Source organism: bacterium 336/3 (genome assembly GCA_001281695.1).
Taxonomy (GTDB): domain Bacteria; phylum Bacteroidota; class Bacteroidia; order Cytophagales; family Thermonemataceae; genus Raineya.
Genome location: LJIE01000001.1, coordinates 2,795,559 through 2,807,541 on the forward strand (window position 1 = coordinate 2,795,559; position 11,983 = coordinate 2,807,541).

General features: G+C 34.7%; 10 protein-coding genes and 2 tRNA genes. 3 read left to right on the top strand and 9 right to left on the bottom strand.

Annotated elements, in window-relative coordinates:
* Positions 1-99: 99 nt before the first annotated feature.
* Positions 100-1,020 carry an aspartate carbamoyltransferase gene (locus AD998_13025; protein ID KOY86944.1) on the bottom strand — a complete coding sequence of 307 codons (921 nt, stop codon included), beginning with the start codon at positions 1,018-1,020 and terminating at the stop codon, positions 100-102.
* Positions 1,021-1,093: 73 nt separating this feature from the next.
* On the opposite strand from AD998_13025, the gene AD998_13030 reads away from it, so the two are divergent.
* Entirely contained in the window at positions 1,094-1,753 is a 660-nt protein-coding gene (locus tag AD998_13030) for a hypothetical protein (GenBank protein KOY86945.1), read from the top strand.
* Positions 1,754-1,767: 14 nt separating this feature from the next.
* On the opposite strand, the gene AD998_13035 is transcribed toward AD998_13030, so the two are convergent.
* The 6 genes from AD998_13035 to AD998_13060 form a co-directional block, all read right to left on the bottom strand.
* A complete protein-coding gene (locus AD998_13035; protein KOY86946.1) occupies positions 1,768-2,745 on the bottom strand; it encodes a hypothetical protein in 978 nt (325 codons plus the stop codon).
* A 71-nt stretch (positions 2,746-2,816) separates the two neighbouring features.
* A complete protein-coding gene (locus AD998_13040; protein ID KOY86947.1) occupies positions 2,817-3,530 on the bottom strand; it encodes a hypothetical protein in 714 nt (237 codons plus the stop codon).
* Between the two features lie 17 nt (positions 3,531-3,547).
* Positions 3,548-7,381, bottom strand: a complete 3,834-nt coding sequence (locus tag AD998_13045; protein ID KOY86948.1) for a hypothetical protein — start codon at positions 7,379-7,381, stop codon at positions 3,548-3,550.
* Between the two features lie 140 nt (positions 7,382-7,521).
* Positions 7,522-7,610, bottom strand: a tRNA-Leu gene (locus AD998_13050).
* 51 nt (positions 7,611-7,661) lie between these two features.
* Positions 7,662-7,734: transfer RNA gene (locus AD998_13055), tRNA-Gly, on the bottom strand.
* Positions 7,735-7,828: 94 nt separating this feature from the next.
* Positions 7,829-8,551, bottom strand: coding sequence for a hypothetical protein (locus AD998_13060; GenBank protein KOY86949.1), 723 nt, complete (start codon positions 8,549-8,551; stop codon positions 7,829-7,831).
* Between the two features lie 111 nt (positions 8,552-8,662).
* Between AD998_13060 and AD998_13065 the strand changes: the two genes are divergently transcribed.
* Together AD998_13065 and AD998_13070 are read left to right on the top strand one after the other, a co-directional pair.
* A complete protein-coding gene (locus AD998_13065; GenBank protein ID KOY86950.1) occupies positions 8,663-9,721 on the top strand; it encodes a 1-alkyl-2-acetylglycerophosphocholine esterase in 1,059 nt (352 codons plus the stop codon).
* A 39-nt stretch (positions 9,722-9,760) separates the two neighbouring features.
* Positions 9,761-10,327 carry a thymidine kinase gene (locus AD998_13070; protein KOY86951.1) on the top strand — a complete coding sequence of 189 codons (567 nt, stop codon included), beginning with the start codon at positions 9,761-9,763 and terminating at the stop codon, positions 10,325-10,327.
* Between the two features lie 42 nt (positions 10,328-10,369).
* Here AD998_13070 and AD998_13075 read toward each other — a convergent pair whose 3' ends face one another.
* Both AD998_13075 and AD998_13080 read right to left on the bottom strand, forming a co-directional pair.
* Positions 10,370-10,882: a hypothetical protein gene (locus AD998_13075; GenBank protein KOY86952.1), complete on the bottom strand. Its 513-nt coding sequence runs from the start codon at positions 10,880-10,882 to the stop codon at positions 10,370-10,372.
* A gap of 29 nt (positions 10,883-10,911) precedes the next feature.
* Positions 10,912-11,961: an alpha/beta hydrolase gene (locus tag AD998_13080; GenBank protein ID KOY88197.1), complete on the bottom strand. Its 1,050-nt coding sequence runs from the start codon at positions 11,959-11,961 to the stop codon at positions 10,912-10,914.
* Positions 11,962-11,983 lie beyond the last annotated feature (22 nt).

Here is an 11,983-nt window from a genome sequence, read left to right on the forward strand (position 1 = left end):
GTTTGAACATCTACAAAGTTACATTTTTTTTGCAAAAAACAATGAATGTCATTATCAGTTTTCAATAGCTATTCAAAACACTTCTTATTTTTATTAATTTTAAAGTCCTCTTTCAGCTAATAAATACAAAATTGCCATACGTACCGCCACACCATTTTCAACTTGGTCTAAGATAATAGAATGCTCAGAATCAGCTACATCACTACTTAGTTCTATTCCTCTATTGATAGGTCCAGGGTGCATAATTACAATTTGCTTATCAAGGCCTTCAAGCATTTGCTTATTAATTCCAAAATAGAGCGTATATTCTCTGAGAGATGGAAAATACTTAATTTGCTGTCTTTCAAGCTGAATACGTAACACATTGGCTACATCACACCATGCAAGAGCTTTACGAACATCAGTTTCTACTTTCACACCCAGACTTTCTATGTATTTGGGTATAAGGGTTGTAGGCCCACAAACCATTACTTCTGCACCCAATTTTTTCAGAGCAAAAATATTTGAAAGAGCCACTCTCGAATGTAAAATATCACCAATAATGGCTATTTTTTTCCCTCCTACTTCTCCCAATTTTTCTTTGATTGAAAATCCATCCAAAAGAGCTTGTGTGGGATGCTCATGTGTGCCATCTCCTGCATTTACAATCTGAGCTTTTACTCTCTTCGATAAAAAATGAGGTGAACCCACGCTACTGTGTCGCATCACAATCATATCTACTTTCATTGCCAAAATATTATTGACCGTATCGAGTAAAGTTTCTCCTTTTTTCACAGAGCTACTTGAAGAAGAAAAATTGATTACATCAGCAGAAAGTCGTTTTTCGGCAAGTTCAAAAGAAAGGCGTGTTCGTGTTGAGTTTTCAAAAAAAACATTGGCAATGGTAACATCTCTTAAAGAAGGTACTTTTTTAATAGGGCGATTAATGACCTCTTTAAAATTATGAGCAGTTTCAAAAATCAGTTCTATATCTTCCTTTTGGATATTTTTTATGCCTAAAAGATGAGGAGTAGAAAGCATTTTTTTATTTTTTTGTGCAAATATAAACCTACTTTCACCAAAAGAAAATATTTTCGCTTAAAACTAACAAACTATGGAGTCAATCAACGAATATTTCTTTGCAGAAGCAGTTACTCCCTTACAATTGGATTATCTTTTGGCTCATGCTTGGAGGCATTTTGGGACGTATTTTTTTAGATATGACAATGGCTTGATTCCTGAAACAGAAGAATTTTCGCAGATTATTCCTCTAAGAATTAACCTTGAACGTTTTGAATTTTCTAAAAGTCAGAGAAAAATACTCAAGAAAAACGAAGTTTTTAGAACTGTTTTTCAGGAAGCCACCATCACTTCTACCAAAAAGAAGCTTTTTAATTTGCACAAACAGCGTTTTGTTCATAATACTCCTGAAAATATTTATTCTTTTTTATCTAAAAACCCTGCAAAATATCCCACAAACACCTATGAAGTAGCTGTCTACAACAAAAGAAAACTTATTGCTGTTAGTTTTGTAGATGTTGCCGAATTTTCTTTTTCGAGTGTGTATGCTATGTTCGATACTACCTATTATTCGTACAGTTTAGGAATTTATACATTACTCAAAGAAATAGAATTTGCTAAAACTTTAGGAAAGAAATATTTGTATTTAGGCTATGCTTTTAAAGCCTCTTCTTTTTACGATTACAAAAAGAACTTTAGTGCTTTAGAACAATTTGATTGGCTCAAACAACAATGGAGTGTTTTTGAGAAATAAATGTTTTTCAAATATTATTGTACATTCTCGTACAACGATGCCTTTGCCACAATCATTTGCATTTTTTTTGGGAAGTGTTGGGCTTTTTCATCCCAAACTACCATAAAAGGCTCAAGATTTTCAAAAGTATAAAGTTGTTTGGATTTGTTGATACTCTTTACAAATAAGCGTACATTTTCTACTTTGTATATTTCCCTGATGTCAATTTTTGAGATTTGATAATAAGAAACAATATTAGCAAGAACAATTTGCTCTTTTTGCTCAATAATATCTTCAGTATGGATTTTTAAAATTTCGGGTGGGAGCTTGTAAGGACTTGAGGGGCTTAAAAGCTCTAATTTTTGAGCAGAAAGCACCAATACTTCATGGATTTCTTCTTTTGTAAACTGTGAAATGACTTCTTGAGCATGTTTTTGTACTTCTCGGTCTGTATCGTTTTGTGCTAAATCCTGAATAATTGGTAGTAAATACCTTCTGTACAAAGGGTTTACAAACACAGCATACATGGCGTTTATTCTATTGGTTGGATTGGAAGAACGCAACTCTTCTTGAAGCAAACGCACCACTGTATAATTTGGCACTTTTACACCATTGAGACTTGCATTGATAAGCCATATTTTTCGTATGCTTATGGCATAAGTATCTGGCTCTGTTTCTTGAATGCTTTCAATAATTTCTTCTAAGGTATAGCCTTCTATATTCTCATAAATTTCTTGGGCAAAACTTTGGTAGGCTTCATTTTTTACATCTATGCCCAATGCAAAAAAATCTAATTCTTTGTTGGTAATAAGGTCTATATCTACACCTTCTGAAGTTACAGAAACACGACTAATCATGTTTTCTATATCTTGAATAAAATAGGTATCATCAAAAAAATTGAACTCCACTCCAAACTCCTCCACAAACCAGTTACACACTCGTAACTGCCACTCAGAAGCCTCTACCTCCTCATTTTGAGAAGGTTGCAAGTAAAGAAGTTTGGAGAGGTACATGGATTCTATTTTTTGCTTAATAATTTTTATGTTTGAGTAAATATTTATCAATACCTGACAGAGTGAAAAGATTATGTAGAGAGATGATTTATAAGATTTTTAAAAGCATCATTAATTTCTATATTCTCTTTAACCCATTCCTCTTTGGAATACTCTATTATTTGAGGTAAAAAATCTGCTTTTTTCCATTTTTTCAATAAATCTAAAATAAATAGAATATTATATTCCCAATCTTCTGCTTCAAGCATTTCTACCAAATACAAGCTTGATTCTTGTTTATCAAATTTTCTTATAAAATGGAGTGCTGTTGCCCTAACTCTTGCGGCTACATCAGATAAACATTTAATTACTTGAGGATAGGCTTCTTCTACTTCTTTTTCAATCAAATACTCTAATATTTTTTCTTGAGCATACCCTCCAAATTCATCAAAGGATTCAATTATTTCTAAGCTTTTAATCAAAATTTTTTCTGTGCCTAAAAAATCATTTTTAATTAAAAGAGTTGCATAAAATTCTTTATCTTCAAATTCGTCAGATAATATAGCTTTTGATCCTAAATCAAAAATAGCTTTCTTACTTCCCCTCCTATGCAAAGCATCCAATAAAAACACAAAATAATATTCATTATCCTCATCTATATTTTCAGATAAGAAAGATACGTAATCAATAATTTCCTTTTCTAATTCTACTGGTAAATTGACTATTTCATCTAAATACTCTGATTCTTTATCAAAATTATACTCAGTATTTTTTAGTTTTTCTATAATATTTTTTATAATCTCCATTTTTTTATGTCTATTCGCTAGTTCTTAATTCTTGCAATAACAGTTATTTTAGCAATTCTAGCATTAACAATCTGTAGAGGGTCTGTTTCAGACCAATTTTTTGGTGTAATCCCATAATTTAGTACTTTCTCATTACCTGTTTCAGCTTTAGGTTCAAGTTTGAGTACTATAATCCCCCTTTCATCTGGTTTTCGAGCTTCGTGTTTTCTAAAAGCATTTTTTGTGGAAGTGTCACCTCTTTCATATCGGGCTATATTAGTATCTTGTAAAATTTCTTCTGTTCCTTTAATAAAATCTATTTGAACCAAATATTCATACATCTTTTTTGTTGCTTCGTTTCCTTCTTTTTCACCCAATTCCCATTTGCGTTTCATTAGTTTTTTAGAATATTCAGCATCGGTTGTTAAGAATGGTTGTCCTTTTGGGTCTCCTTTTTTTACTTTTTTCTTTTTATTATCTTTTTCATGTGTTCTAATAGTAAGTTTTTTTGATATTCGCATTGCATCAAGTTCTTCTATAGTCATAGCACGAAATAAAGAATATAATTCTTCTGAATTATCATCTATTTCTTGAACACCATCTGCAAAATCATCTCTAATTACCTCTATAAAGTCTTCTATTGTGGGGTTTATCTCTCCAAATAACACAGCTTTGTTATCACCTACTTTTCTAATCTCTAATCTTTTAATGGAATACTTTTTCTTTAATCTGTCTAAAAAAGGTTGAACATTTTCTGGAGTATATAGGTTATGTCGGAGTTCCTTATATAAGCTTTCTTTTGCCAAAGTTAATCTTTCAACAGGCGATTTATCTATATGTTCTTGGTTATCTTTATCCTTTTCTTTTTTCTTATCATTCTTCCCAAACAACCCTTTCACCTTTTTAAACAGTTTCTTTGCTTTATCAGCAATCCACTTCACAACTTTATCTACCACTTTTTCAATGGGTTGTCTGACTTTTTGAATGACTTTCTTGATGGCATCACCCACTTTACCCAATCCAATTTGAGAAGCAAGGAAGGTAATCACCAGTCCCAAACTTCTACCCATCGTTTCTTCTACTTTCTTGGTTGCTTCTCCAATCGCTCCAGAAGCAATATGAGCAATGGAATCAAAAACTGCTTTTGCCCACTGAATAATTCTCTCAAAATTCATCACAAACCATGTCACAGCCTTGTAAATGGCAAGAATTGCCTGTACAATTGCCCCAGCAGGATTGAACATCGAAAGTATTTTAGGAATGGCAGCCTGAATAATGGCTGTAATTGCCCAGTTTTTCACTTCACTCACTGCCGTTTCCTTGATTTCAGTGGCTTGGTCTTGCACCACTTCCATAGCCCCAGAAACCCCTTCTTTCTGAACTTTCTTCACAGTTTCCATTCCCTCCTCACCCTGAGCAATGGCAGTTTCCAGATGAGCCATGTTTTCTTGTCCTACCTGAGCACCTAACTTCATCTTGATTTGTTCCCAACCTACACCCAGTAATTGACTCACAAAGAATATCACTCCACCCAAATCCCAAGCAATGGGGAGTTGGATGCCTGTTCCACCCATTGAACCTGTGAGCCAGTCAAAAACACCTGTCTGGAGGTGTGTTCCAATGTTGGTAGTAAAGTTAGAAATTCCTCCACCCACACCTTTTCCAAGATTTGAAAAGAAATTACCTGGCTCAGTCACAATGGAAGTAAGGATTTTCTTGCCTTTGTTGATGTAAGGCATGATGTCATCCATACTATAACCCATTCCCTCCAAAACAGCCTTGAAGAATTTGAAAGCAGCATCGAGCAGGAATTTTCCAGCCTTACTCAAAGCACTTCCCAAATTCTCTTTCATCTTCTCAATCTTCTCATTGAGAGCTTCAATGGCTTTTTTGCGTTTTTCTTGAAGGGTTGCCTCCAATTGTTTGGCAACTTTGTCTATTTTCTTGTCTAATTCTTCTAATTGTTTGTTAATCTTCTCCTGAGCCTCTTTTCCTGTGGCTTGCAGTGTCAGAGGTAAGCTTTTTACATATTCAGCAATTTCTTGTTTGGCTTTAGCCACTTCTTGTTTACAACCCTCTATCACCCTCTTACTTTCATTCATCAAATCATTGATGGCTCTGTCAATGGTTTCAACAAAAGTTTTGGTTTCTTCTTCAAAAATTTGCTTTACTCTTGGATGATTGTCAATACCTGTCCACCAATCCTTGATTTTCTTCCAAGAAAACCAACTATCTCCATATCTTTCTTTTTTGTAGGCATCAATTTTCTTATTGACATTCTTCTCAAAATCTTGCATGGCTTTGGCTTGGACAGCATCAAATTTTCTGACGATGTCCTTTTCCAAACGAGCCAGACGGTCTAAAACAGACTTATTGACCCTCTCATAAATGCCATTGATGTTTTTGGAAACTTCTTCTTTTTTCTTCTCTAAAGTATCTTTGGTATCTTTTTGTGTGGATTGAGCATTTCTAAGACCAGCCTCACGCTCTTTTCGCATCTTGTCTTTTTCAGTCTGTTCTTTGCTCTTAAGTTGTTGGTTGATAGAGGCATGTTCTTGTTTTTCAGTCTTTTTGATTTTGGAAGGTTCTACTTTGGCAGTTTCATCAATGGTGTCTAATTCTTTTTTAGCTTCCAACAAATCTCCAGATTTCACTTCAGAGAGTTGTTCTTTGGTGATTCCTTCTTTATCCAAAAGATTTTGAGCCTCTTCAGTAAACTGAGAGGTATCTAAGGTCTCATCACAGATGGGTGTGAGTAAATCCTTGCCCAAGCCCAATTCGTTTGTGGGAAGGGCTGGTTCTGTTTTTTGAGGCAAAGGTGTTCCTGCTTTGGGAGTATCTGCTTTTTCAGGGTTTTCAATGGTTTGATAGGTCTGTTGGACTTTCACAGTTTCTTCTGTGATTTTCCCTTTCACCATCTCATTGACTTCCCCTAAATCTTTATTTTCCTTGAACTCATCCACCTGCTCCATGGTGGTGGGCATGGCATTTTTCATCTTTTGCCTCAAGAGGTCTTGAGAAGCTTCTTTTTGCAAAAGAGGTTCTTTGGTGGTAGCCACCTCCTTTACCTTCTTGTTCTGAACTTCAGCCTGTTTTTCAGTGGGTTTCTCATTGACAGCCTGCTCAGATTTCTTTCTTTTGGTGGAGGCTGTTTCTTTGTGTTGTTCATTCTTTTTAAGGAACAAAATACTGTTTTTCTTGCCTTGAAGTTTTTCTTCAGAATTTTGGAAAAGTTCAGTAGAAGCCTTGTCTTTGGTTTCTGTGAGGGTATTCTGGACTCTTTCTACTCCTCCATCCTTGCTGGGGTCAGTGAGGTCAGTAAGCCTTTGACCAGCCTGTTCAAGGCTTTCCTGAGAAGTAGCTTCTAATTTGTCTTTAGTATCTTCTGGTTTTTCTGCTTGCTTCTTTTTTTCAGAGTCTTCTCCCTCTTTGTCTTTCGCTTTTTCTTTCTCACTCTCTTTTTTAGCTTTTACCTCTGTTTTAGGAGTAACTTCTTGTGTGGGTTGTTCTGAAGAGGAAGTTTTATTTTCAGTAGTTTCTCCAGAAGGAGTTTCAGATGTTTGTGTTTCTTGTGGTTGTTTATCTTCAGGAACAAGTTTTTTATCGTTCTTTTCTTGTTTTTTATTCTGGGGAGTATTCTTCTTTTCAGTCTCCTCCATAGCAAGGAGTTCAGCCAGTCTTTTTTGTCTTCTTTCTGATTGAGCTTTGGCTTTGGCTTCTTTTTGAAGTTTTAAGGCTTGTTTTTTCTCTTCTTTAGAAAGCTTTTTTTCAGAGCCATCTCCAACGTATTTGGATAGTTCTTTGTCAGAGTGGTCATCTTGAGAATGCCCCCAGTCATTAGAACTATAATCCTTGTACTCAAAGTCTGACATGAATATTGCTTATTTTATGCAATTTTGTAAATTTTGCTTATTTTTCAAAAAAAATATCAAGAAATATATGTATATTTTGTAATAAGATAATAAAAAAAGAAGAGTCATAAAAAAACGCTACAAAATTGCTTTTGTAGCGTTTGTACCAGAGATGGGAATCGAACCCATACGGCATTTGAGTGCCACAGGATTTTAAGTCCTGCGTGTCTACCAGTTCCACCACTCCGGTTTCAACTACTTTTGTAGTTGTTTATTGCTTAAAGTATAGGCAATAAAAAAGAGCGAAAGACGAGATTCGAACTCGCGACCCCGACCTTGGCAAGGTCGTGCTCTACCAACTGAGCTACTTTCGCTTGGTGTGTTGCTGAATGTGGGTACAAATATAGTGGGTTTGATTACTCATGTCAAGTTTTTGCAAAACTTTTTTTCATTTTTTTTCAAAAAAATTCACAAATCATTGTTTTTCAATGCTCTTTTTTTGAAAAAAAATGGAAGATATACTACACCAAACAAAACCAAAGCCAAAAATTGAGCTTCAAAAAGGTAATATTCGCCTAAAGCATCCAATATGGTGTTGGGTGGCTTTCGCATGGTGTACATAAAATTTGTTTCTAAATTTGTATTGATGAGGTGCGTGAAGCCTAGATAAATATTGCCAGCCAGCAAAGCCTTCAAAATACCTTTCCATGTAGGTTTGAAACGATATACAAAAAGTGCATACAAAATACTTTGTACCAACCCAATATGCACAATAAAATAACGAACATTGTAAAAATGTGGAAAGGCTTCCTCCAAATCAGGTGTGAAAACACCTTGCAGGCATGCAACCATTACCCAATAATAACAAATATCAAATACCTGAAAAGAACGATACTTGTGTATAAATGGTAAGACAAGGTTTAGAAAATAACAGACATGAAAAGGAAGTAAAGAAGTCAATTGAAGCCCATCTATATCATAAATGACAAGTGTTGTAAGTCCCCAACTGATTATGCCAAACAATCCATGATAGAAGCCTATTTTTTGTTGCTTTTTAGGGTCAGTTTGGTTTCTTCCATACCAAATCCAAAGAATGGTAAAAACAACGCCATAAAAAAAAATCCAGAGCCAATGCTCCAGTCCCATTCTGACAAAGTCAGTTTGGTGTTTGATAAAAGATGTAGGATACATAGGTTTCAATAGTTATAAGCCAAACATATCTATCTCTTAGATATTTCGCAAGAATTTTTAAATATTTTTGTTTCTTTGTAAAACTTTTGTTGTAACAACGTCCAAACCCGTATGAAACGCATTACCATCAATACAGCCACTCCACAGCCACACAAAGCCTCTATTATGGTGATTTATACAGGAGGAACACTTGGTATGAGCTACAATAAACAAGGCGTATTGGCTCCCTTCAATTTTGAGAATATCCAAAAAAGAATTCCAGAATTGAGCCGTTTTGACTATGAAATTACAGTCATTTCGTTTGATGAGCCATTGGATTCATCGAATATTGAGCCTCAACATTGGCTTTCGTTGGCTCAAATTATTGAAGAAAATTACAAACAATTTGATGGTTTTGTTATTTTGCATGGAACAGATACGATGGCTTACAGTGCTTCAGCTCTTAGCTTTTTGTTGGAAAATTTAGCCAAGCCTGTTATTTTTACAGGTGCTCAATTACCAATTGGTGAAGCTCGTAATGATGCTCGAACTAATTTTATTACAGCCCTCGAAATTGCAGGAACAAAAGACGAAAAAGGTAATGCCATTGTCCCTGAAGTGTGTATTTATTTCGATTATTTTCTGTGGAGAGGCAACAGAGCAAGAAAAGTTGAGAGTAGGCATTTTGATGCTTTTAGCTCACAAAATTATCCTCATTTGGCAGAAGTAGGCATTGATATTCAATACAATACCAATGTAATCAATTCATTACCGAAAAAGGCTTTCAAAGTAGCCAAAAATATGCACAGTGATGTTGGTTTGGTAAAAATATTCCCTGGAATGTCGTTGAATCTTCTTGAAAAAATGTTGTTGGATACCTCTTTAAAAGCCATCGTTTTAGAAACGTATGGTTCTGGCAATGCTCCTACTGACAGAAAATTTTTGAATATTCTGGAAAAAAGCATTCAGAAAGATATAATTTTGCTCAACATTTCGCAGTGTTATGGAGGCATGGTGATGCAAGGAAAATACGAAACAAGTCATCATTTGGCTCAAATTGGCGTAATTAGTGGTAAAGACATGACCACAGAAGCGTCTGTAACCAAATTGATGTATTTGCTCGGGCAAGATCTCTCTTATAAAGAAATTCAAAGTAAATTACAGATTTCTTTGTGTGGAGAAATGAGTTAAGATAATGAACAATTTAGCATTTAACATTTAGCATTATTTATGTTTGTAGAACCTCATATTCATCAGAAAGAGGCTGGTTGGATAGAAGTCATTTGTGGCTCTATGTTTTCAGGAAAAACAGAAGAGTTAATCCGTAGGCTCAAAAGAGCCAATATTGCCAAACAAAAAGTTGAAATTTTTAAACCTGCCATTGATACTCGTTACCACGAAGAAGATGTTGTTTCGCATAATTCTACTTCTATTCGTTCTACGCCAGTACATACATCCTCAGAAATTTATTTGTATGTAAGCGATTGTGATGTAGTAGGTATTGATGAAGCTCAGTTTTTTGATGAACAAATTGTAGAGGTTTGTACAAAACTTGCTGATGCAGGGAAAAGAGTGATTATAGCAGGTTTAGATATGGATTTTAAGGGAAGTCCTTTTGGAGTGATGCCCACACTTATGGCTATTGCCGAATATGTAACCAAAGTACATGCTATTTGTATGCAATGTGGTGGGGTTGCCAATTATTCATATCGTCTGGTGCATTCTGAGGAAAAAGTACTTTTAGGAGAAACAGAAAAATACGAAGCTCGTTGTAGAAGTTGTTTTCATAAAGCATAAAAAAAGCCCAAATAGAAATTTGGGCTTTTTTTATGGTTGTTTTTATCTTCCTCTTTTTCTTGCACAACGCTCGATAGATTCTTGATAAATATTGATATCATTGTTATTGAGTGAGTGATTTACAGCTTTTTGGTAGTATTCAATAGCTGTTGGGAAATCACTTTGCATCTCATACATAATACCATATTCGTTGTAAATAGATGCTTTATTTACTCCAGAAACATTTAGAGCTTTGTCTAAAAATACTTTCAATTCATCATATTTTGCCATAGTTGAAAGACAAATAGAATAATTGAGGTAAATAGGCAAATATTCTGGACTATGTTGTAAAGCCTTTTTGTAATGTTCTTCCGCTTTATCAAGGTTTTTATATTTTGTTTCAAATAGCCAACCCAAATGATTATAGGCTCGACCATACGTGGGGTCTATTTCTACAATTTTAAGTAATGTTTGATAAGCATCTCCAATTTTATTGTCTTTAATCAGATTATCTGCCTCAAAGAACATATTATCTAAGTCATAGTTTTGGGGATTCAAGGGAAAGTCTCTGTCCATAATTTTGATTTGATTGTTTGAGATTGCGATTATAAAAAAGTTTCTTTAATATCACAAGTAGAACGTTGTCCAATATCATCATAATTTTCATTGAGCCATTTATCAGCATATTCTCTACCTAATTGGAACAAGTGGTCAATAAATTCCCAAGTTGCATTCAGCTTACTTGAAACATTAAAGTCCGCTATGTCACGTTCTGGGTTAATCATGTGCATATATATTTTTCTGAATTTCCCCTCAGGATTGATTCCCATATCCAAAAGTTTATCTATGAATGCGATTTTACGCATTTCAAGCATCAAAGGTGTATTGAAACTAATTTCATTGACACGGTCTTTGATAGAATTGGCTTCTGTAGGGCTTTCCTCTATATTGATAGGATTTATCTGGACTATTAAAATATCGTTGCAACTGGTATCATCAATAAGCGGAAACATAGGTGGATTTCCCATATAACCTCCATCCCAGTAGTCTTCACCATCTATGGTTACTGTTTTGAAAATATAAGGTAAACACCCCGAAGCCATCACAGCATCAACAGAAATATTTTTCAAATCAAATACTTTGGCTCTGCCTGTACGAACATTGGTAGCACATACAAATAATTTAGTTTGCTTACAAGATTTTAATTTTTCAAAATCTACAATTTCCAACAAAACATCTCTCAAAGGATTGATGTCTGTGGGATTGAATTGTTGTGGTGAAGCAAACATAGCAAGAAACTCAAAATACAGAAACCCTGGTGAGTAATCCATATTACCTTTACTTGTCATTTTATCGAGCCAAGTAGGTTGTAAAACAGAATTTCGAGATGAATGAGATATTTTTTCCCAAAAAGTTCTTAAAAGCTCTCTAGCTTTCTCTTTACCTCCCAACATCAAACCATAAGCAAGTACCGTAGCATTCATTGCCCCAGCACTTGTTCCACAAAAACCATCTAAACAAAGGTCTTCCTCTTCTAAGAGTCTATCTAAAACTCCCCAAGTAAAAGCTCCATGAGAACCTCCACCTTGTAAAGCCACAGACAAGTGCCTTTCATTTGGATTTTTTTTTGCGACAGGTGTTCCTTTTTTTGCCATAGAATTGGTTTGTTTATACATT

What these genes read in the sequence shown, in the direction of transcription:
- AD998_13025 (KOY86944.1), bottom strand. Translation starts at nt 1,020, where the DNA reads ATGCTTTCTACTCCTCATCTTTTAGGCATAAAAAATATCCAAAAGGAA.
- AD998_13030 (KOY86945.1), top strand. Translation starts at nt 1,094, where the DNA reads ATGGAGTCAATCAACGAATATTTCTTTGCAGAAGCAGTTACTCCCTTA.
- AD998_13035 (KOY86946.1), bottom strand. Translation starts at nt 2,745, where the DNA reads ATGTACCTCTCCAAACTTCTTTACTTGCAACCTTCTCAAAATGAGGAG.
- AD998_13040 (KOY86947.1), bottom strand. Translation starts at nt 3,530, where the DNA reads ATGGAGATTATAAAAAATATTATAGAAAAACTAAAAAATACTGAGTAT.
- AD998_13045 (KOY86948.1), bottom strand. Translation starts at nt 7,381, where the DNA reads ATGTCAGACTTTGAGTACAAGGATTATAGTTCTAATGACTGGGGGCAT.
- AD998_13060 (KOY86949.1), bottom strand. Translation starts at nt 8,551, where the DNA reads ATGTATCCTACATCTTTTATCAAACACCAAACTGACTTTGTCAGAATG.
- AD998_13065 (KOY86950.1), top strand. Translation starts at nt 8,663, where the DNA reads ATGAAACGCATTACCATCAATACAGCCACTCCACAGCCACACAAAGCC.
- AD998_13070 (KOY86951.1), top strand. Translation starts at nt 9,761, where the DNA reads ATGTTTGTAGAACCTCATATTCATCAGAAAGAGGCTGGTTGGATAGAA.
- AD998_13075 (KOY86952.1), bottom strand. Translation starts at nt 10,882, where the DNA reads ATGGACAGAGACTTTCCCTTGAATCCCCAAAACTATGACTTAGATAAT.
- AD998_13080 (KOY88197.1), bottom strand. Translation starts at nt 11,961, where the DNA reads ATGGCAAAAAAAGGAACACCTGTCGCAAAAAAAAATCCAAATGAAAGG.